This window comes from Shewanella sp. ECSMB14102 (assembly GCF_000813075.1).
In the GTDB taxonomy this organism is placed as follows: Bacteria; Pseudomonadota; Gammaproteobacteria; order Enterobacterales; family Shewanellaceae; genus Shewanella; species Shewanella indica.
Map to the genome: position 1 here is coordinate 34,764 of NZ_JWGX01000006.1, position 22,799 is coordinate 57,562.

The window sequence follows — 22,799 nt, forward strand, 5'->3', positions numbered from 1 at the left end:
AAGGCAAAAGCGAAGGGAATGAATGCAACTAACAGGTGTTCATCCCCTTCTGCTGTCAGCTTTTATCGCAATCTTACAGTGCTCATTTTACTCAAGCCAAGACTAAGATTGCAGCCCCTTTGAACGCCCTTAAGCCCTATCGAACCCATGCGGAAAGCTTAATCGCAGTCGCCTCCCCGGATACAAGCCGCCGGGGCACTTGGCACGGCTTTCGTATTATCCCTTTTGGCATCAATCCCAGAGAGCTGTTTGGCAAAACTTGAGTCAAACCAACCCAGCATTGCCTCTGTCTGGCCGTAGAAGCGGTGCAAAGGCACAGGGTGCCACTCACCGATTTCGCTTTCCAGAACCAGTGACGGAAAGCCTGCCAATCCGAATTTTGCCATCATGGCCCGGCTCTGGGCGATATGGCTCGCCAGCGGCGAAATCTGCCCGGCTGAGTTTGCTTTCATAACCGCCGTCAGATCGCTAGCCAATTTCTCGTGCCCCAGTGCCTGGAGACTTCTCAGCGCCATCAGCAGTTGCAGTAACACTTCAGGCTCGGCAAGCCTTAAACCTTGAACATAATGGCCACGCTGCAATATCTCCAGCAGCGCCAATCCCTGCCCTGCCACCTTTTCGGCGAGCAGGATAGCGGCAATGGCCGGTCCCGAGTCCAACACAGCGTCAGGGCATTGCAGCAAACCCTGAGTGTAACCGTCACCAAAGGGCTGCCCGGTCAGCTTGGCAATTTTGCTGTCGTGGCTGAGGATATGTTGCCTGAGCCCGGGCGTTATTCTTGTTGCCGCCATCAGGCCGCCGGCGTGCAAAACTATCGGGAGTCTGGCACTCAGGGCATGAATGAGGGGCGCCGCACCATGGCACCAGCCGCACAAGGGGTCAAAAAAGTAGTGCAGCCTCACCATTTCATCTCGCCCTTGCTGACCTTGGCAGCTATCTCCAATGCCATAGCAAGCCCGGCATTCGGGTACAGACGCTGCATGGTGTCAATAAGCTCAGCGCTGGTTTGGGTGACGGCTTCGGCTTGTTCGAAATCCTGCAGGTACTTGAGTGTCGCGGCAATATTGTCCTGCTCGAGAAAAGATTCAGACAACATGTGCCCGGGGATCACCTTGGCAGGGTTAAGCGCCGCCATTTCCGCCAGCTGTGCCTTCCAGGCCGCTCGCTCACTCTGGCTCTGACTATCAGCCATCCACAGGTGCAAGCCTCCGGAGACGGCCACATTGCCGAGAATGGTTTTGCTGGAAGGTACCCAGAGGTATGGCCTGTCAGCCAGCATTCCCTGGTCACCTTTTATCTCAATCGCCTTGCCTTCAAGCGTTAATTGACTGCCTTTAAATATCTCTGGCAGCTGCGCCTTGAGGGGGGCATTGCTACCCATTCTGGGGATCCAAAAGCTCAGCTTGTCTTCCAGCTTGGCCGAAATTTGTGCATGCACTGCCGGGGTCGTCAGATATTTTGCTTTAGGGAAAAACTGCTTGAGTGTGGCAACCCCGAAGTAATAGTCAGGATCCGCCTGGCTGACGAATACAGTGGTCAACTGCTTGCCACTGTCCAGAACCTCGGCGGCCAGTCGCAGGGCGTCGGCGCGGGTGAAGCCTGTGTCGACCAAAATAGCTTCCTTGTCACCGCTTATCAGGGTGGCGTTGACATGAAAGCTGTTACCGTCGGCGTTATAGACTTTGAAGTCGAGGGCGTCCGATTCGGCGTGTAAAGAAAATGGCAACACTAAACTGGCAGCCAATACGAGTGATTTAAGCATGGTTTTACTCCGGTGAATTTCAACGTTGGCCAGTTTATGATTTCAATTAATGCAGATATACGGCTAAAATTGCGCAATATTGTTGCATAATCCGGACAAGTAATCGCAGATGGACAGATTAACCGCCGCCGAAGTTTTTGTGGATCTGGCCGCCAGTGGCAGCTTTACCGCTACCGCCGAGCGGCTTGAGATGTCGCGCGCCATGGTAACCCGCCATATCAAGGCGCTTGAGGATTGGTTGGGCGCCAGATTACTCAATCGCACCACCCGCAGTGTAACCCTTACAGATGCCGGGAATCAGTGCCTGACATATTGTCGCCAGTTACTCTCGACCCGTGAGGCATTGGAAATCAGCCTAAGCGAGAGACGCAGACAATTGACCGGCAAACTGAGAATAAGCAGTAGCATGTCGTTCGCACACGCACGGCTGGCAGCGAGCCTCGCGCAATTCATCAGGCTTAATCCCGGAGTGGAAATCGAGTTGGATGTGAGCGATCGCACTGTGGATCTGGTGGCGGAAAGGGCCGATCTGGTGATCCGTATAGCGTCAAGCCCGGATCCCCTGTTGATTGGCAAGCCGCTTATCAAGGTGAATTCGCAGCTGGTGGCTTCTCCTGAATACCTCAAACAGTATCCAGCACCGCAGCATCCCAGAGATCTTCGCCGCCACCTGTGCCTTGGATACCGCCATTTCAATCGTAATCTTTGGCATCTTTCCAAGGGAGAACAGAACGAATCTGTGGCGGTCAACTGCCAACTGGTGGCCAATGAAGCGACAGTATTACTCAGGGCGGCTCAGGCAGGCAGCGGTATCGCCCAACTGCCCGATTATCTGCTGGATGAGGCACTCAAAAATGGCAGCTTACAACGCTTGCTGCCGGATTGGACACCGAGAGTCATGACGGCCTACGCTCTCTATAGCTCCAGAGAGCATATGCCGGTGGCGCTGAGGGCCTTGATTAACCACTTGAGTCAGGCATTCAGCTGAAAAACCCAAAACGGGGCCATAAGCCCCGTTGATACTCGCTGACAAAGTTGTCATGCAGCAACTATCTGTTGCTGTGCCCTTAGCGGATGCAGACGATCGTGCATCACCTTGATGGTTTCAAAGCGGGTCAGGGTTTTAACATCGCTGAGTCGACATTCGTTGGCCAACATCATCACCAAAGAAGCCTGCAACCCGGTCTCAACCACCATCACCAGCACGCGTTCTCCACGACATTTGAGGTCAAATACCTTTCCCGGCTCACTGTAAACACAGACAGCACTGGTGTCAAAAAACCATGACTTGGGCATCTGCGGCTTTTGCATAAAGTGAGCGGCGGTGGCGTTTAACGCCAACTGAACCACTTGTGCATCCGTCAATGACAGTGACTTGGTTAGACGATCAAGCAGGTCAATATAGAACTTGGCGTGCTCGACGCTAAATTCTGCTTCTTTCATTGCATCCGGTATCAAAGTTTTGGCTTTATAAGGAGTCAGAAATTCCATTTCCGAACCTAACGATACGCTAAGGACACCGTACGAATCGTTATATCTCCATTGCCAATCTCTGTTTGGCATTAATAACATAACGCAATCCAATAAGACCTGTGATTTATTACCAACCGAATAATAGATGATATTTTACCCAATATCAAAAAAAGTTTTAAATATTAGACTGAGATAACAATATCTTAGGCAGATCTTTCAGATCAAAAAACGATCGATCCAAATAAAAAAGGATCGCCAAGGCGATCCCTTTGAGTGTTTTTTAACTTATTTAGATCTATAAGCGTCGACAATATCTTTAATTAATTTTGGCCCTTGATAGATAAAACCGGAATAGATCTGCACCATGCTTGCTCCTGCATCCAATTTATCCAGAGCATCCTCGGCGCTATTAATACCACCTACCCCCAGGATCGGGATCTCGCCTTTCAAGCATTGCGCGAGATACTTGATCACCTTGGTCGACAACTGGTTCAGCGGCTTACCGCTAAGGCCACCTGTCTCATTGGAGTTAGCCAAGCCACTGACCCCGTCACGGGTCAAAGTGGTATTAGTGGCTATGGCGCCATCAAACTTATGTTTCAATAATGACTCGGCTATCTTTTCGATCTCTTCTTCAGTCAGATCCGGCGCTATTTTTAATGCAATGGGGACATACTTGCCATGCTTTTCTGCCAGTTCTGTTTGTTTGTTTTTTAAGCTAGATAACAAGTCGTCCAGTAATTCGCCATATTGCATGGTACGCAGGCCGGGAGTATTGGGTGAGGAAATATTAACCGCGATGTAATCAGCATAGGCATAAACCTTATCCATACAGATCAGATAATCATCTTTCCCTTGCTCTACCGGTGTATCTTTATTTTTACCTATATTGACACCAACCATAGCATTGGATTTTTTAGCCTTGAGATTGGCCACCAGATTATCCACGCCGAGATTATTAAAGCCCATACGATTAATAATCGCCTTGGCCGGTTTAATCCGGAAAAGCCGAGGTTTATCGTTACCGGGTTGCGGCCTTGGAGTCACGGTTCCCACTTCAACATGACCAAATCCCATGGCATGAAAGGCATCGATACATTCACCATCTTTATCCATACCGGCGGCCAAACCGACGGGATTAGGGAATGTCAGCCCCATGAATTCGACCGGGGCCGGGGCAAGATGCTGCGCATAAAAGCAGTTCAGCGGTGAGTTACCCGTGGTTCTGAGACTACTGATGGCAAAGTTGTGGGCGCGCTCAGGATCCATCTGAAACATGACTTTTTGTGCGAGTTTGTAAAACATGGTTTCTCCTAGACCTAAAAAAAGCCCCGGCGTTTGCCAGGGCTCTTATTGTTATAATAGCTTACTTCTGCCCTTCGCAGTGCAGGATCAGCAGATTCAGTTCACGTAGCGCTACTGAGAACTTCGCAAATTCATGGGTTTGCGAGGTCTTGAAGTCAGCCAGCATGTGGAACCAGCGCTCCAGCAAGCCCTGATTGAGTTCGACCCATTGTTCGATAATAGCATCGGACTCACAGCTGTCGGTACAGCTGCGCAGTACCGCTGATGTCAGCGCTCTTTGCTGCCAATCCAGCTCCTCACGGAAGGCTGCTCTGGCCAGTGCCTGCCAGTGGTTGGCCACCGGCTGACCACCGATCTGCTCCAGGAACCAATGCAGATCGATTCTTGCGCCCAACTTGAAGTAAGTTTCTGCCACCAGTGAAACCGGCTTGGACTCCAGCTGAGCTATCTGAGCAATATCCAGCGCCGAGAACAGCGTACTCATGTTGGCAACCAGATTGGCGACCTCATGAGGCACGGCTTCTTTTTCCAGTGCGGCGATATCCTCTTCAATACCCGCCAACTCGTCAGCTACCAGGTAAGAGCGGATATTGGCTTTCAGCTCGTCGAACACCGGCTTATAGAAGGCAACAACCTGCTCTATGCTCATGGCGCGGCTACGGTTACGCAGGAACCAGCGACAGGCACGGCGCATGTTACGGCGCAACTGGTGCAGCATCTCGCCCTGAACAACCGCGGGTACTATGCCGTTCAAATCAGTAATGGCTTTGGTTAAATCTGCCAAACCAAACACTTCGCGGGCCATAGTGTAACAAATGGCGGCATCAGCAACTGAGGCGCCTGTCTCATCCTGCATACGCTGGACGAAATTGAGCCCCATATCGTTAACCAGTTCGTTCGCCAACGAAGTAGCAATGATCTCACCGCGCAGCGGATGTTGAGTCATCTTGTCGGCATACTTCTGCTGCAACTTACCAGGGAAATAAGCAACCAGCAGTTGGCTCAACCAGGCGTCATCTGTGATAACAGGTGTCAGCAGTTGTTCCTTGAGCACCATTTTGGCGTAGGCCACCAATACCGACAGCTCAGGACGGGTCAAACCTCGGCCGTTGGCCAAACGCTCGGACAGCTCCTCTTCTGTAGGCAGGAATTCCAGAGCGCGATCCAACTTACCCTCTTTTTCCAGGTAGTTGATAAAGCGGATCTGCTCTTTGAGCTGTTCGGCGCCGCGCACCTGAGTCACAGAGATGGTGCGAGTCTGATCTTTACAGTCCTGCAGTACTATCTGCGCGACTTCGTCAGTCATCTCTTCCAGCAGGCGGTTACGCTGCTTGAGGGTCATCTCACCTTCGGCCACCAGAGCGTTGAGCAGAATTTTGATGTTAACTTCGTTGTCCGAACAGTCCACACCACCCACGTTATCGACAAAGTCGGTGTTGATACGGCCACCATTGGCAGCGTATTCGATACGGCCAAGCTGAGTACAACCCAGGTTACCGCCTTCACCTATGATCTTGGCCTTAAGCTCGCCACCGTTGACCCGCAAACCGTCGTTGGCGCGGTCGCCGACTTCGGCATGGGTTTCACTGCTCGCTTTGACATAAGTACCGATACCGCCGTTCCAGATCAGGTCAACCGGCATTTTCAGCAGGCATTTGATCAGCTCAGTCGGCGTCATAGCATCCTTGTCGGTCGCCAACATCTTCTTGATTTCAGGCGTCAAACTGATGGATTTTGCGCTACGGGCAAACACACCACCGCCTTTGGAGATAAGCTCCTTGTTATAGTCTTCCCAGCTGGAGCGAGGCAGATTAAACAGACGCTTACGCTCGACAAAGCTGGTCGCCGAGTCAGGCGTTGGGTCGATAAAGATATGCATGTGGTTGAAAGCAGCCACCAGCTGGGTATGCTCAGACAAGAGCATGCCGTTACCGAATACGTCACCGGCCATGTCGCCTATCCCCACACAGGTGAAATCTGTGGTCTGGCAATCGATACCCACTTCGCGGAAGTGACGTTTTACTGACTCCCAAGCGCCACGGGCGGTGATGCCCATCTTCTTGTGGTCATAACCGTTGGAACCACCGGAAGCGAAAGCATCCCCCAGCCAGAAGCCATATTCGGTGGCAATGGCGTTGGCGGTATCAGAGAAGGTCGCCGTGCCTTTATCGGCGGCGACCACCAGGTAAGGGTCGTCTTCATCGTGACGCACCACATCCACAGGGGGAACCAGGTCGCCGTTGACGATATTGTCTGTGATATCCAGCAAACCACGGATAAAGATCCGGTAGCATTCCTGACCTTCGGTGAAGAAAGCTTCACGTCCGCCTTCGGTCGGCAGCTGTTTACAAACAAAGCCACCCTTGGCACCTACGGGCACAATCACAGTGTTCTTAACCTGCTGTGCCTTCACCAGACCCAGCACTTCGGTACGGAAATCTTCGCGGCGATCAGACCAGCGCAAACCACCACGGGCCACTTTACCACCGCGCAGATGCACACCTTCAACCCTTGGGCTGTAGACGAAGATTTCAAACTTCGGCAGTGGCTTGGGCATTTCAGGGATCTGGTTGGGGGCAAACTTGAAGGAGATATAATCCTTCGGCTGGCCGGCGGCATCTTGCTGATAGAAGTTGGTTCTCAGCGTGGCGTTGATAAGATCCAGATAGCGGCGAATGATACGGTCATCATCCAGGCTGGATACGTCATCGAGACGCAGATTGATCTGCTCGATAAACTTGTCCAGCGTGCGGGTCTTCAGCTTGGGATTGAACTTACGAATAAACATCTTCACCAGCGAATCGGCTATCTGCGGATAGCGGCTGAAGGTTTCTTCGATGTAAGCCTGGCTGAAGGTCGCATCTATTTGACGCATATACTTGGCATAGGCGCGCAGCACTGACACTTCGCGGCCGGAAAGCCCGGTAGCCAGTACCATGCGGTTGAAGCCGTCGTCTTCCAGCTTTTTCTGCCAAACCTGAGCCAGCGCGGTCTGAAATCTATCCTGGCTGTCTGCCAGGTTTTCAGTGGCGCCGCCCTGTACTGTCATCAGGAAGTCGAGGATCCAGAAGGTCGCGCCATCTGTGCTCTTCACTTCATAAGGGCGCTCATTGATCACCCTGAGACCGAAGTTTTCCAGCATAGGCAGCACATCCGACAGATGGATAGGCTCATCCTTGTGGAACAGCTTCAAACGTACCTTGTTGCTGCCGGGCGCCGCTTCCTGTGGCTGATAGAACAACATGCCCAGCTTATGGTCATCATCCAACGCTTCCAGTTGTTGCAGATCCACCACGGCCGACGTCGGCAACACATCGTCTTTGTAACTCTGTGGGAATGCAGTCAGATAACGCTTGAACAGGCGAGTACCCTGCTCTTCACCCAGTGAATTGTTGAGCGCGCTCTGAAGTTTATCTTCCCATGAGCGAGCGGCTTCAATCAGATTGTTTTCTATGGCAGCCACATCAAGTTCCAAATTATTGTTGTTGTCGACTTTAACTATGTAGTGGGTACGGGCCAAGCTCGACTCGGAGAAGTAAGTGGTAAACTCCACCTCTTCATTGCTGTTAAAGGTTTGGGCAAAGATCCTTTGGGTATCTTCACGCAAACGGGTGTTGTATCTGTCTTTAGAGACATACACCAAACAGGACAGGAAGCGGCCGAAACCGTCTTTACGGACAAACAGCTTGAGTTTATCTCTGTCCTGCATCTCCAACACGCCGTGAGCCATGTGCGACAACTCGTCGACGCTTGCCTGAATAATCTCGTCCCTTGGCAGGTTTTCCAGAATATTCATCAACGCTTTATAGTCGTGGGAGCGCGGTGCCAGACCTGACTTGTCCATCACCCGCTGGACTTTCTCGGCCAACAGCGGGATCTCTTTCGGACTACGGTTGTACAGATTGGAAGCATACAGGCCGATGAATCTGTCTTCACCGACGACATTACCGGCCTCATCGAAACGTTTGACGCCGATATAGTCGACATAAGCGGGTCTGTGAACCCGGCTCTTGGCACTGCTCTTGGTCAGGATCAGCAGGCTGTTGTCCAGCGCTTCACGGCGAGCCGATTCAGAAAAAGAAGACAGCATCAAACCATGCTCTGGCTGCGCTTTGCCGGGTTTGTTCATCAGGCCCAGGCTACTGGCCATATCCGGCACCAGCTCAACGTCACCTTCTACTTTACGCAGGTCGTAGCGACGATAGCCCATCAGAGTAAAATGATGGTTGTTCAAATAACTAAGGAAGCGAGTCGCTTCTTCGAGTTCGGCTTTCTCACCGGGGAACGGGCGCTTTGGCAACTCTTCAACCACTTCAGCCAGCTTATCGGACATGGCGCGCCAGTCATTGACGGCGGCGGCGACATCACCGAGCACGGACTCTATCTCTTTTTCGAGTTGTTTTATGTCCTGGTCGCTGCTTTGGCGGTCAATTTCAATCAGGAATACTGCCACCTTGTCGCTGTCTTCCTTGCTGTCGTTAACAAAGCTGACCCGCTTGATGTCTTTGCCCTGGCGCTCAATGGCCAGAGGCGTATGCAACATCATATGAGCTGTGATCCCCAAACGGTTGAGGGCCATCCCCACAGAATCCACCAGGAAGGGCATATCGGGCTGCACAACTTCGATGATGGAGTGGGTTGATTGCCAGCCGTGCTTGGCTTGGCTTGGGTTGAATACCCTTAAGTGAGTTTCCCCACACGGCGTGCTGTTCAGAGCATTCCAAAGACTCAGGACGGCACCGTAGAGATCGCTATCGTTACGGGCCTGGAGATCGTCCTTGGACATGTGAGCGTAGAGGCAGGTGGCGAACTGTTCCACCTGATTTGCTTGTGTTTTAGGGACTTTGGAGTGGATTAAACTAACTACCTTTTCAAGCAGTACTGAAGGCATTGCATCTTTCAAGGCCATTTTGCTGTTTCCTTAAGCGTCTATGGCAGCGCTTTTTTCATTATATGGATGCTTCGTCGAATGACCCGGGCCTGAATTTTTGTGACCGAGGTCATGCCGCGCAGTTTATTACTAAACAAACCATAATTCGAGCAAAATTTTAGTGGTACATCCTGTACAAATCCAGCAATGACGGGATATTGAAGGGAGTGGTGAAGAAGTAATCGGATAAACAGACTAACTATTCAGCAGGGGCAGGAGAAACTTCTTCCCCTGCCCCTATCACTAGCTGTGTTTGCGCCAGAAAAGTGCCACCAGTGCTGGCAGGATAATTATGGCCCCCAGCATGTTGACCACAAACATGAAGGTAAGCAAAATTCCCATATCCATCTGGAACTTAAGAGCAGAGAAGAACCAAGTACTCACCCCAATGGCCAAGGTCAGACCGGTGAAGATGACCGCACTGCCTCGCTCCATCAAGGCTTCGAAATAGGCCTGCTGCACTGCCATGCCATCGCGCAGTTTCACCGCCATGGTCGACAGGATATAGATGCCATAGTCCACCCCGATACCCACCCCGAGGGCAATAACCGGCAAAGTGCTTACCGTCAGGCCGATATCCAGCCAGGTCATCAGTGCCTGCGCCAATGTCGATACCACATACAGAGGCAGGATCACCGCAACCGTGGCTTTCAGCGAACGGAAGCTTATCAGACAGAGGATAAACACCGCGCCATAGACATACAGCATCATAGGCAATTGCGCTTCGGCGACCGCCTCGTTGGTCGCTGCCATCACCCCCACCGGGCCGGAGGCGAGTTTAAAGCTCAACTTGTCGTCGTCCATTTCGGCGGCCAGCAGCTTCACCTTGCTCACCACTTGCTCTATGGTTTCCGCCTTGTGATCTTTAAGGAACAGATACACGGGCATCACAGAGCAATCGCCATTCAGCAAACCTGTGCTGGTAGGAATTTGTGACACCAGTTGCGCCAGGCTCGCCGGGCTTCTTGGTAATACCTGCCACTTGGGGCTGCCCTCATTGAAACCGGCATTCACCTGGCGTGCCACCGAGGCGATACTGGCGGTAAACTCAACCCCCGGTGTGTTGCGCGCCAACCATTCAAACCTGTCAATCTTCTCCAACGCCGAGTGATAGGTACAGGCCTCTGGATAGGCTTCCACTATCACGCTCATCACGTCTGTGGTGATAGAAAAATGATCGGTAATAAAGAAGGTGTCCTGGTTATAACGGGAGTCCTGATGCAGCGCCGGTGCTCCGCCCTGAAGATCGCCGATTTGCATCTTGCCCGCTTGCTGCAATCCGCCCAGATAAAGCAGCGCGGTGGCCGCCACTACCACCACAGCATATTTGGGCGTAGCAAAACAGGTGAGCTTTTGCCAAAAGGCCGCTGTCTTGGCCTCGGTGACCGCATTCGCTTTCGCGGCCTTTATCTGGAAGAAGGAGATCACCAAAGGCAAGAGTATCAGGTTGGTCAGGATGATCACTGCTACCCCAAGCGATGCGGAAATCGCCAACTCACGTATAATGCCGATATCGATTGCCAACAAGGTCATAAAACCTATGGTATCCGACAGCAAGGCGACCCCGCCCGGTACCAAGAGGCTACGAAACGCCGAAGCCGCGGCCACCTTGGTACTCAGACCATCGGCGACCCGCTTGCGGATGGCGTTGATCATCTGTACCCCGTGGCTGACACCTATGGCAAATACCAAAAACGGCACCAGAATCGACATGGGATCCAAGCCAAAGCCCACCACGGTCAAGAGCCCAAGCTGCCAAACCACGGCTATCAAGCTGCACACCAAAGGCAGCAGGGTCAACACCATGGAGCGGGAGAAGAGATATACCATCAGGGCCGTGACCAAAATGGCTATCAGGAAAAACAGCAGCACTCCTTTGGCCCCGTCTGCCACATCACCGGCCATCTTGGCAAAGCCTATGATGTGAATCTTTATGCCATCTTTTTCAAACTGGCCTCTGAGTTGCTCTTCCAGTTGCGCGGCAAACGCCAAAGTATCCAATGGCTCGCCGGTTTGCGGATCAAAATCCATCAGTTGCGCTGTCACCATGGCGGCGCTGTAATCCTCTGCCACCAGACGGCCGACTATGCCGGCTTTTTCGATATTGCCTCTAACCCGTTCAAGCCCAGCTTCTGTGGTGCTGAAATCCGCCGGGATCACCGGCCCTCCGGCAAAGCCGTCTTCCACCACTTCGGTAAAACGTGTCGACGGCGAAAACAGGGATTTCACCTGAGAGCGCTCTACCCCGGGAATAAAGAACAGTTGATCATGCACATTCTTGAAGGTGTCGAAAAACGCCGGATTGAAAATATTACCGCTGCTGTCTTCTACCGCCACCATGATTGAGTTGGCGCCGCCAAACTGCTTCTGGTGTTTGAGGTAGGTCTGCATATAGGGATGATGCAGCGGAATGTTTTTGACAAATGCCGCATCCATTTTCAGCTGACTGGCCTGAAAGCCCAAAAATACCGTGGTCAGCGCAAACAGCAGTATCACTCCGATACGATTGCGAAAGAGAAAACTCTCAATCCCATTGACCAATCTGTCTAACATAATAATGGCCCTTTATTGTTGTTTTAGTTCGAAAAGCCCTTTGGTCCCGGCTATCCATAACCGGCCCTTGGGGTCAACAGCAACTGCCGTTAAGTTTTCCCCTCTGCGCTGGGTTACCAGCTCAGCGTGTAAGTTGTTATCCAGACGAATAACGGCGCCGCCATTGCCGACCAGCAACAGACCCCCTTTGACCTCCACCGCCGCATTGAGGGTCGATTCAAGCGGCATCTTTATCTCCTGCCACTGACCCATATCTTTCGGGGCGCTGAAGGCATGCCCTCGCAGACCAAACACATAGAGCTGGTTATCCCCTTCTATGGCATTGAACAAAGAGCCGTCATAAATAAAATCCTGTCGCTGCCACAAACGGCCGCCATCTTCGGAAATGGCTACCATCCCCAACTCGCCGACCATGAGTAAACGCTGATCATCAAGGGCGATGACCCGATTGAAATGGGGCAAAATTGAGTCGGATTCGGCCCGATAGGCCTCTTCATCCTGCTGTTTAAGATCCGCCAGATAATCGGCGTCATCTTGGCTCAAGAGCTCGGGATGAAACTCTTTCAGCCAGCTTTGGCCGCCATCTGTGGTGCGCAGAAATAAACCATAGGCGCCAACGGCTATGCCGTTTTGCGAGTCGGCAAACCAAACATCCAGCAAGGGCCGGGCAAGCTCAGGCGAACTGAACTGTTGCTGCCAGGAGAGCCCGCCATCTTGGGTGACAAGAATGGTGGCATCATGGCCCACTGCCCAGCCATGGTTGGCATCGAGAAAAAATACCTTGGTCAACTGCGCCTGACTCGGTGTCGCCACTTGTTGCCACTGATTGGCATCGGCGCTGAGCCTTAAGATATGACCGCGCTCACCGACCGCCACCATAGTGCTGCCGGCCTGAGCAATATCCAACATCAAAGAGTGAACCGCCAAAGGCTGCAGCTGACCGGTAAGAGCCCGGGTTGCAGATTGCGTTTCGGCGTGAAGGGGCGAAATCGCGCCCTGAAATGTGAGTATGCCAAGGCCCAGAGCCGCTGCTTGAAGCATGCGATACGACATTACAGACTTCCTTAGGGTTAAAAGGGGCGCACGCGCCCCTGGAATTTTCTACTGGGCGACCTTAGCCTCCCATTAGATAACGAAGGTTTAACGTATTCCCTCGCGGCGCAGCGCAGCCGGGGTGAAGTTGGCCTCGGATAACTTGGCATCGAAGTCATACATACGGCCTTCGTTATCCAAACCTATGGCGATATAACGACGAGACTGCAGATCGTAATACACCTCGAGAGTACTCCAATGAGTCGGCACCTCGTAATAGTTCAGACCATGGGCCATGGCAACCCGATACAGTTCGTCACGGTTGTCGTACAGATCGGCGATTGAGACCTGCCAGGAGTCCTCATCCAGATAGAAGACCCGAGTCTTGTAGATATGACGCATGCCCTCTTTCAAGCTGGCCTTGACCACCCAGACTCTGTGCTTTTCATAGCGAATATAATCGGGGTTTAGGTGACCGGGTTTGAGTAGCTCACTGTACTTGACCTTATCCGAATGCAGACGGTAGTCGTTGTAAGGAATGAAGATCTCTTTCTTGCCCAGCAACTCCCAGTTATAACGGGAAGGCGAGCCGTTGAACATATCGAAATCATCCGTGGTACGCAGACCATCAGAAACCGTGCCGGGCGTGTCAAAGGCCACGTTGGGCGCCTTTCTCACCCGGCGCTGCCCAGTGTTGTAGGTCCAGGCCTGGCGGGGTTCCTTCTCCTGATCCATGGTTTCTTTCACCAACAGCGCAGTACCGGCCAAACGCGCGGGCTGCGTCACCACCTGTTTGAATTCAAACAGAATGTTGTTCTTTTTCAGCTCTTCCAAGTTTGCTTCAGGGCGAGAGTATTCGAAACGTATCTCTTCGGCCATTTCCACCAAAGTGTAATCGCCGCTGGCGGTAGGCGCCGCCTGATTACGTTCGGTTTCGATATCAACACCGCGGAATCTGAGAATATGGTTCCAGATGGCTTCCAGTCCATTGGCAGGAATGGGGAAAGGAATACCTATAGACGCGCCATCGACACCATTGCCCTCTGAGACCAGAGTCGCTCTCGGCGCATTGGCCTTGGTGGCATCATAAATAAACTGCGGCACAGAAGCGGTACGCCGGGTCTGATAGATGTTCATTTTGAAACTATCAGGATAGGTTTCAAACATCTTCTGTTGTCCCGGCGTCAGGAACTCCTTGTATTGATCCTTATTGGCTGCGGTAACCGTCACCAGCGGCTTGTCATCCGGAAAGGGATCGGGGTGATGCATGCCTTTTTTATAACTGGCAGGAGGTGTGGTAATGCCGCCGTCCCAAGCCGGAATACTACCATCGGCATTGGGGCCCTTTTCAGCCCCGAGTGGTGTCAGGCTGGTACCCAGTTTGGCCACATCGGCCTCGGAAACCTTGGCTTCTACAGCTGTGGTGGCCCCCAAAGCCAGGATTACAGCAGCAGACAATATAGCTATCGTTCTCATTTTATTGTCCTTATCAGATCGAAAACTTAACGTTGAAAGACACATAATCGCGATCGGCCATCGCATTGGTTGTGCCTACCCCACCAAAGAAACTGTTATAGGAAAGATCGGCGCCCCAGCGGCTCTGGTAGTCAAAGCTGAGCCCCAGTGCCACAGACTTGCGACCTTCGGTAAACAGAAACATAGGATCCGGGGTGATACCATCAACGTCATGGGAGAAAATCACTCGAGGTGACATATTGATGCCGGAGAACACGTTGTTGAAATCGGCCTTGGCGACAATCCGGTAACCCCAGGCGAAATCTGTCGGGAACGGATTGGTTTCAGGACCATTATGCAACGCTTCAATGATGCCTGGCATATTCGGATTGCCGCCGCTGCGCCCTGTACCTGGACCATTGAGTCTGAGTTCATCGAAACCCGGCATATCATGGATCCATACCCCGCCGACTTCGGCGAGCATCACCAGGTTATCGGTACCCAGCGTCGGGCCAAACAAGTGGGTAAAGGTCATCTGCGCCTGAGTAGTATCGAGACGGATATAACCCTCGGCGTATTCACCCGGACCGACATCCTTGACATGGGAAGTGTACTGAGACAATCCATCAAGATCCGGCCTTAGTCCTGCGTTGGCCAGCTGTTGTGGCATAGCGGCAAACAAGAGTTCCACATCATCAATCTGTAGCGGCTCATCCTGGCGATGTGCAATTTCACCTGCCACAGAGGTATCGCCTATCAAGGTATTAAAACTAAAGCCGTAAAGTTTGATATCTTCCGGATAAACCACCTGGGCCTTGGAGAAGCTATCCAGGCTAAGCAGTACTTCACGGTTGATATTGCCGGCGTTTTGCCCAAGCACCGCCATATCAGACAGCAGTGCGCCTGTGCTGAAGTCCGCCGTGGTACCACTGATGAGTGGACGGCGGCTATGGTAATTCATGTAATAAAAACCAAACTCGGTTTCACCCAGCTCCGGGGCGTAGTAACCCAGCTTGATGCCGTACTGACCGGAATCGCTGGGAGCAGCTTCATCTTCCACCAATGTCACCTTAGTGGGATAAGCCAGCGCCATCTGCACCAACTGCTCCGTTGGAATGCTCTGCCCTGAGGCTATCATGTTGGACAGGCGGTTATATTCCTGGGTCAGGAAATCGAGATTGATATCCGGGTTGGCGTTGAAGCCGAGCTGGGCGTTTTGGTTGTAGCCACCGTAACCGACAAAGTCGTTGGTGCCGAAAATCGACCCGGGAGTCGGAACCCAGATAGGCTCCCAGTCATATTGATAGAAAGCTTCCAGCGACAGGTTTTCTGTCACCCCAAAAGAAGCCCACACCATACCTTGCGGCCTGAAGGCCTCTTTCAATTCGGCGCCCGGTGCGTTGAGTATGTTCAAATCAACCGGGTTAATTACCGCAATACCATGGGAAATAAGCGTACTTTCCCCCCATGAGACCACCTGATTACCCACACGGATAGTCAAGGGATTGGCGCCATCGTTAAAATCAAAGTTGGCATAGGCAAAAGCATCCAGCAGACGGATATCCTTACACTGCACTTCTTTGGCGCGCTTGTCGGCGCAAGGGTCGTAGCGGTTGCCGGTCAGAGGGTCATTAAAATCGTAAATTCTGTCGTTCAATTTACGATCGTAAAAATACATTCCACGGGCGAAAATACCGAAATTCTCATACTTGAGCGACAGCTCGTGCAATCCCTTGAAAATTTCCGAGGTAGTATCACCCTTAGAATACAGCAGGTTACTCAAGTCATTGTTACTGGAATAGGAACCGGGTTGCGCCCAGATCTCGGCGGCCGTGTACTTGGTGTCGGTGAAAGCCGAATAGCCGCTCCAATCGAATCTTGGATGGTTGACTTTCCCTATCTGACCATCCCAGTCTCGTCCTTCCACGCGCCAACTGGCGCCCAAGGTCCAGGTCGAATCAAAGGAGCCATCCACTTCGCCCCATTTGAACGATACCGCTTCGACACTGGGGATCATCCCTAAACTCAGTGCCGACGCCACCCCCAAAGCGAGCGCCGACTTGTTAAAACGGTTTATCACTGTTTTCATTTATCGCTTCTCCGTAACCTGCTGGATTAATTGTTATAGGAGTCTCAACCAACATCTTGTTAGCTCACAGGCAACACCATTGTTACAGCAATTAATGCTGATGAGCAAGGCAGAGACGGAGAAATTTATTGTGCAGATTTGGGGACTTAAGACGGATCCGTCATTCAGGAAAGGCGTGGAAATTTAAATTTTTATCGAGTGTGGAAAGGATATCGGAGGTTAACAAATATAACCCAATTGATTTCAATGGATTAACCTTTGTTACCTGGATACAAAACAGCCGACTGATTAAGTCGGCCGTTTTAAGTAATTACTCTAAATTTGTTTCAAGGAAATGAACTTTCCATCCCGGTCTAATCTGAGATGGAATTCACCATAAATACCATCGGCAGTCAGAAAAGGACGTAAGCGGCGGCCGTTGATCCAGAGGATCTTGCCACCCTTTTCCCTGACCTCAACATTTTCAGCAATACCTTGATAGTAAGGCAAAAAGTCCTGATAACTCAGATTGAGGCGAAAGTAAAATTCCATCTTTGTACTCAGTCTTCCAGTGCGCGGCTGACCTTCTCATAAAGATCCCGTGACAACTCAGGCATAGCCAACAACTCCTGCAGACAAGCCTTCATTTTGGCCTGGCGCTCGTCATCAAACTTGGCAAACTGGATCAGCGGAGTGATGATCCGTGCTGCCACTTGCGGGTTGAGGCTATTGAGCTGTTTGAGCATGGCGGTAAGGAAAGCATATCCCTTGCCGTCCAAGCGGTGGAATTGACGCACATTGGCCGCGGCAAAACTCCCCACCAGAGAACGAACCCGGTTGGGATTATTCAGACTGAAGGCCGGATGTTGCAACAGGGTCTCGAGTCTGGCGATCACCTCATCATCTGTCGCCATCGCCTGCAGACTGAACCACTTGTCCATCACCAGAGGAGTCTTATTCCAGCGCTGCTCGAATGCCTGCATCAGGGCATCACGGCACTGACTATCGGCATCGTTAGCGGCAAGCAGCGCGCCCAGCGCATCTGTCATACCAGAGGCCGAGGCAAACTGCTGTTCAATCAAGGACTCATGTTCATCAGAGACTTTGGCCAGCAGCCAAAGCAGGGTGTTTTTCAAACTGCGGGCGGCGGCGTCATCCCGCGACAGTAATTGACGATAACGGGCCAACAGCTCATCTTCACAGCCACTGGCGATGGCTTCAATCACAAAGTCGCGTGCCAGCAACAGGGCATCCAATTCCACCTTATCGGCCTGTTCAATCAAGGAAGACACTGAAAGCAGCTTGAGGATTTCGGCCGCAAGGCCCTTATCCAAGGATTCGTCCAGCATCACGCCTCTGAAGCCGTCGACAACCCGAGGATCCAGATGCATCCCCTGCCCCTGTTCAAGTAAGGTCACATTGGCCCACACGGCGCGGCTGAAGAGGCTCATAGCCGCTTCCCAACGGGCCACTTCACTGCCGGCATGGCGCAGTAAGCAGAGCAGCTGCATTGTGCTGTAGTCATACTTGAGCTTCACCGGCGCCGAAAAGTCCTGCAACAGCGAAGGAATTGGACGGGCACTGATACCCTTGAACTCCAATGTCTGCTCGGCCTGAGTAAAATCAAACACTTGGTTGACCAAGGAGCTGCCATCATTGCCCAGCAGTTCCAGACTGAACGGAATATGCAATGGTGCCTTGGCCGCTTCTCCGGCGCGCACTGGAGTGAACTGTTTGAGGTGCAGGCGGTAAGTCTCTGTGCTTGCATCATACTCATCAGTCACTGCCACCTGAGGGGTGCCCGCCTGGCTATACCAGAGGCGGAACTGAGTCAGATCTTTACCTGAGGCATCTTCCATAGCAGCGACAAAGTCATCACAGGTAACCGCCTGGCCGTCGTGACGCTCGAAATAAAGCTTCATCCCCGCCTGGAAGGCCTGCTCACCCAGCAGGGTGTGCATCATGCGGATCACTTCGGCGCCCTTGTTGTAAACAGTGACTGTGTAGAAGTTATTCATCTCTATCACGCTTTCGGGGCGAATAGGATGCGACATCGGCCCCGAGTCCTCGGCGAACTGCTGATTCTTGATAACCTTAATGGCATGAATACGGTTGACGGCCCGGGAGCCGAGATCTGAGCTGAATTCCTGATCGCGAAATACGGTCAGCCCCTCTTTCAGGCTCAGCTGGAACCAGTCACGGCAAGTTACCCGGTTGCCGGTCCAGTTGTGAAAATATTCGTGACCAATAACGGACTCTATGCCGTGGAAGTCATCATCGGTCGCAGTGTCATTATCTGCCAACACATACTTGGTGTTGAAAACATTCAGGCCCTTGTTTTCCATGGCGCCCATGTTAAAGAAGTCTACTGCCACCACCATGTAGATATCGAGATCATACTCGAGGTCAAAGCGTGACTCGTCCCAGGCCATCGCCTTTTTCAATGAAGCCATGGCGTGTCCGGCCTTATGCTGGTTACCCTTGTCGACAAACACCTGCAGTTTAACCTCTCTGCCGGAGCGGGTGGTAAAACTGTCTTCCAACAGGTCAAAGTCACCGGCAACCAGCGCAAACAAGTACGCGGGTTTAGGGAAAGGGTCTTGCCAGACGGCGAAATGACGACCATCGGCCATCTCCCCTTTCTCCAGCAAGTTGCCGTTGGAAAGCAAGAAAGGAAACGCCTTGTCGGCTTCGATACGTACCTGGTATTTGGCCAGCACATCGGGACGGTCGAGAAAATAGGTGATGCGTCTGAAACCTTCCGCCTCACATTGAGTGCAATAGGCGCCATCAGACATGTACAGACCTTCCAATGCCGAGTTATCGGCCGGGCTGATACGAGTCACCAGAGTCAATTCAAATCCGTTGAGTTCAGTTTCAAGCAGCAGTTTACCCGGCTCGAGGCGATAGTCGGCCGGTTCACCGTTAACCAACAGCTGTTCCAATTCCAGCTCGTCACCGTCAAGCTGCAGAGGTTCATTGTGATTGCCGTTGCGCTTAACCTGGCTGACCGCAGTCACCCGGGTTTGCTTGGGTTCGAGCTGAAATGAGAGGGACAGTTCTGGGATCAAAAACGCCGGTGGACGATAATCAGCCAGGCGCTTGGCTTGCAGTTGGTCCGGGGAAAGGTTTTGTGCTTCAGACATAGGTCATCCTTAATTCGTTGGGCACTGGCAGTCGCTGAGTTCGTTGACTGATCTTGCCTCTGTGAGCGCTGGAAGCAAACAAAAAACGCGCAATCAGCGCGTTTTTATGTTTCCTGGATCCAGCATCAATTTGCGCTGTTTTTTGCCAATTTCTGATAGTCCACCATATCCAAAGTGATATAGACGGCTTCATCGAGGAAGGCATCCGGAGTCTCGATTTTTTTCTCATCTTCGGAGACATTTTCATCGTCATCCAGAGACTTCAAGGGCTCGAGACCATGGTCAACCCGACGTTCGTTGAGGCGGGCCAACTGTTTTTGATCGTCCTTATCCCGTTCGGCCAGACGCTCGCTTTCCACCAGAGAAACACTCTTCTCTTTATGGTGTTTCTTGAACTCGCCTATATCCTGCAGTATATAACCGAACTCAACGTCCTGCTGTATCCTACTCTGGTGGCGTTTCGCAAGATTGCTGACCATCTCTGCGCCAATTTCACCCAAAGGCTGGTACTTGGCGACAGGGACCTTATCCCATGGCAGAGCATTGTCTTCTTCCGCTTCACCGTATTCACCCGGCTCCAACGCACTGGGGAACGGGATATCCGGAGTCACCCCTTTCAACTGGGTGCTGCCACCATTGATACGGTAGAATTTGGCTATGGTGTACTGCACATGACCAACCGGCTTTTCATACAGGTCGTAGATACGGCCAAGGCTCTTGTGCTGCTGCACTGTGCCCTTACCGAATGTCGATTCACCAATAATCAAGGCGCGGCCATAATCCTGCAATGCAGCGGCAAAAATTTCCGAGGCCGAGGCCGAGTAACGGTCAACCATCACTGTGAGTGGGCCGTCGTAATAGCTCTTGCCGTCGTTGTCACGGTTTTCACTGATGCGACCATTGGCGTCACGAATTTGCACCACAGGTCCCTGGTCGATAAACAGCCCAGTGAGCAAGGTTGCTTCAGTCAAGGCGCCACCACCGTTACCGCGCAGGTCAACAATCACACCTTCAACCTTAGCTTCATTAAGGGTTTGTAACTCTTTGGCCACATCGCGGGATAAGTCCATATAGAAGCCAGGGATCTGAATAACACCGATTTTACGCTGGGCGTAAGGACCGGTATCCGGCTCAACTATCTTGGAAGTCGCCGCCCTGTCTTCGAGACGGATTTTGTCCCGCACCACAGTCACATTGATGGGTTTAGCATTGGAGCCGCCTTTTTTGGGCAGCACCTGCAGGGTTACTTTGCTACCTTTGGGGCCCTTGATGAGCTCAACCACATCATCCAGACGCCAGCCGATAACATCGACCATCTCCTTGCCTTCCTGACCCACACCGACAATTTTATCTTCCGGCGCCAACTTCTCACTCAGCGCTGCCGGGCCACCAGCCACCAGACTCTTGATAACCGTGTAGTCATCTTCCATCTGCAACACGGCACCTATCCCTTCCAGGCTCAGGTTCATCTCCATCTGGAAACGTTCGGCATTACGGGGAGACAGATAACTGGTGTGCGGCTCGACACTGCGGGCAAAGGCATTCATCAGCCCCTGGAACACGTCTTCGCTGTTGGTTTGCTTCAGGCGTTTGATGGCGTTGTTGTAGCGCTTACCCAGCATTTCAACAATCTCCGGCCACTCTTTACCGGTAAGCTTAAGGTTAAGGGCATCGTACTTGACCCGCTGACGCCACAGCTCATTGAGCTCTGCCTCGTCCTTGGGCCAGGCGGCATCTTTACGATCAAAGACATAAGCATCGCCTGCCTGATCAAAGTCCATCTCTTTATCGAGCAAACTCAAGGCATAGACAAAACGCTCATAACGGCGCTGCTGCACCAGATCGTACATCTTGTACGCAGGTTCCAGATCGCCGCTACGCACCATATCGTCAAACTGGTTGGCATAGACTTTAAAGCTGTCGATATCGCTCTGCAATAATACATTGCGGCGATAGTCAAGCTGTTCGAGGTAGCGCTTGAAGATCTGCTGAGAAAAAGCATCATCCAGATCGAATCTGTGATAATGGGAGCGACTGAACAGGCCGGTTATCCTTTTACTGGCAACCTTGTGTTGCGGCTCCTGTTGCAGATGGGGTAACTCGCTGACCGGGACTGCCGGTGAGATAGCCAGCGCCTGGGAACCCATAAAGACACTGGCGATCGATGCAGCAAGAATAAATTTTCGCATCAGCAAGTTACTCCTTTCTATTTGATGATTTTACAGCAGAATATGTTCCACACGGACCTTGACTGACAGGCCGGAATCCAGTTGAACGTGAACATCTTCTTTATTGATGTCGAGGATCACACCGGCTACCGGCGTCATACCCAATTTGACATTCACTCGCTGTGAAGGTTTCAGCTCTTCCAACACGGCTGGAACCAGTTCCACGGCTGGAGCAGCGGGCTTCGGCTTACGGGCCACTTTCTTGTCACTACGAGGACGCTCGTTGCGGGGCTTATCCCCCTGAGGACGTGGCTTGCGCGCAGGCCTGTTTTTCTTGGCTTCGCCTTCTTTGGCAGGCTCAGCCGCACGGCGGGCCTTGGCCTTTTCCTGGCTCTCTTTCAGCGTGGCCTTGGCATGTTCAATATGCTCCGGATCCAGCTCGCCGCAAGGGTTACCATCGAGATCCACTCGCTGTGCGCCTTCCTTGATGCACTTAAGATAACGCCAACTGTTGGTGTAGCGTCTCAGGGCGACCCTAAGTTGGGTCTTACTGACTTTGGAATCATCAGCCAACCTTTCAGCCAAATCCTGAAACAGTCCTATCTTCAGTGGTTTGGTTTCTCCTTCAGCGATAAAGCACAAAGGAAATGTTTCATACAAATACGCCAGAATAGCGTTGGTGTCGGTCAACTTTTCTGTTGATTCCATCATTACTTCCACAGTTAACAGGGGACGTCAGTGGTCAGTTAGGTCTGCTGTACTCACGGCGTCGTTCATCTTCGTTAACCCCTTGGGGGATAACGTACAAATTAGCATGCATTCAGCCATAGCCAAAGGCATGACACAAAACTTAACATTTCAGCCTGATACGACCAAGCACCACAAACGGTCATTTGGCCCTCAGAGC

At 52.0% G+C, this 22,799-nt stretch carries 14 protein-coding genes; 1 reads left to right on the forward strand and 13 read right to left on the reverse strand.

The features are described 5' to 3' along the window. Nucleotides 1–158 precede the first annotated feature (158 nt). Together RC73_RS02905 and RC73_RS02910 are read right to left on the reverse strand one after the other, a co-directional pair. On the reverse strand, nucleotides 159–905 hold the full coding sequence (locus RC73_RS02905) for a DsbA family protein (protein WP_052247953.1): 747 nt from the start codon (nucleotides 903–905) through the stop codon (nucleotides 159–161). Next, entirely contained in the window at nucleotides 899–1,762 is an 864-nt protein-coding gene (locus tag RC73_RS02910; RefSeq protein ID WP_039033229.1) for an MBL fold metallo-hydrolase, read from the reverse strand. The genes RC73_RS02905 and RC73_RS02910 overlap by 7 nt, the downstream gene beginning before the upstream one ends. A gap of 109 nt (nucleotides 1,763–1,871) precedes the next feature. On the opposite strand from RC73_RS02910, the gene RC73_RS02915 reads away from it, so the two are divergent. Continuing rightward, entirely contained in the window at nucleotides 1,872–2,750 is an 879-nt protein-coding gene (locus tag RC73_RS02915; protein WP_039033230.1) for a LysR family transcriptional regulator, read from the forward strand. Between the two features lie 50 nt (nucleotides 2,751–2,800). Here RC73_RS02915 and RC73_RS02920 read toward each other — a convergent pair whose 3' ends face one another. From RC73_RS02920 to proQ, 11 genes are all read right to left on the reverse strand, one after another. After that, nucleotides 2,801–3,334, reverse strand: a complete 534-nt coding sequence (locus RC73_RS02920; RefSeq protein ID WP_039033231.1) for a cell division protein ZapC — start codon at nucleotides 3,332–3,334, stop codon at nucleotides 2,801–2,803. A 186-nt stretch (nucleotides 3,335–3,520) separates the two neighbouring features. Further along, entirely contained in the window at nucleotides 3,521–4,540 is a 1,020-nt protein-coding gene (gene pyrD / locus RC73_RS02925; RefSeq protein ID WP_039033232.1) for a quinone-dependent dihydroorotate dehydrogenase, read from the reverse strand. Nucleotides 4,541–4,601: 61 nt separating this feature from the next. After that, nucleotides 4,602–9,449, reverse strand: a complete 4,848-nt coding sequence (locus tag RC73_RS02930) for an NAD-glutamate dehydrogenase (RefSeq protein ID WP_039033233.1) — start codon at nucleotides 9,447–9,449, stop codon at nucleotides 4,602–4,604. A 264-nt stretch (nucleotides 9,450–9,713) separates the two neighbouring features. Beyond that, a complete protein-coding gene (locus tag RC73_RS02935) occupies nucleotides 9,714–12,023 on the reverse strand; it encodes an efflux RND transporter permease subunit (protein ID WP_039033234.1) in 2,310 nt (769 codons plus the stop codon). 12 nt (nucleotides 12,024–12,035) lie between these two features. Continuing rightward, on the reverse strand, nucleotides 12,036–13,076 hold the full coding sequence (locus tag RC73_RS02940) for a WD40/YVTN/BNR-like repeat-containing protein (RefSeq protein ID WP_039033235.1): 1,041 nt from the start codon (nucleotides 13,074–13,076) through the stop codon (nucleotides 12,036–12,038). Nucleotides 13,077–13,163: 87 nt separating this feature from the next. Further along, complete coding sequence (locus RC73_RS02945) at nucleotides 13,164–14,531, reverse strand: DUF1329 domain-containing protein (protein ID WP_039033236.1); 1,368 nt, start codon at nucleotides 14,529–14,531, stop codon at nucleotides 13,164–13,166. Nucleotides 14,532–14,544: 13 nt separating this feature from the next. Then, on the reverse strand, nucleotides 14,545–16,599 hold the full coding sequence (locus tag RC73_RS02950) for a DUF1302 domain-containing protein (RefSeq protein ID WP_039033237.1): 2,055 nt from the start codon (nucleotides 16,597–16,599) through the stop codon (nucleotides 14,545–14,547). 315 nt (nucleotides 16,600–16,914) lie between these two features. After that, nucleotides 16,915–17,130 carry a DUF2835 domain-containing protein gene (locus RC73_RS02955; RefSeq protein WP_039033238.1) on the reverse strand — a complete coding sequence of 72 codons (216 nt, stop codon included), beginning with the start codon at nucleotides 17,128–17,130 and terminating at the stop codon, nucleotides 16,915–16,917. Nucleotides 17,131–17,138: 8 nt separating this feature from the next. Next, the gene (gene pepN, locus RC73_RS02960; RefSeq protein ID WP_039033239.1) at nucleotides 17,139–19,724 is read right to left on the reverse strand and encodes an aminopeptidase N; all 2,586 of its coding nucleotides are present in this window, start codon (nucleotides 19,722–19,724) and stop codon (nucleotides 17,139–17,141) included. 125 nt (nucleotides 19,725–19,849) lie between these two features. Next, nucleotides 19,850–21,913: a carboxy terminal-processing peptidase gene (gene prc, locus RC73_RS02965; protein WP_039033240.1), complete on the reverse strand. Its 2,064-nt coding sequence runs from the start codon at nucleotides 21,911–21,913 to the stop codon at nucleotides 19,850–19,852. Between the two features lie 30 nt (nucleotides 21,914–21,943). After that, nucleotides 21,944–22,600, reverse strand: a complete 657-nt coding sequence (gene proQ, locus RC73_RS02970) for an RNA chaperone ProQ (protein ID WP_039033241.1) — start codon at nucleotides 22,598–22,600, stop codon at nucleotides 21,944–21,946. Between the last annotated feature and the right edge of the window lie 199 nt (nucleotides 22,601–22,799).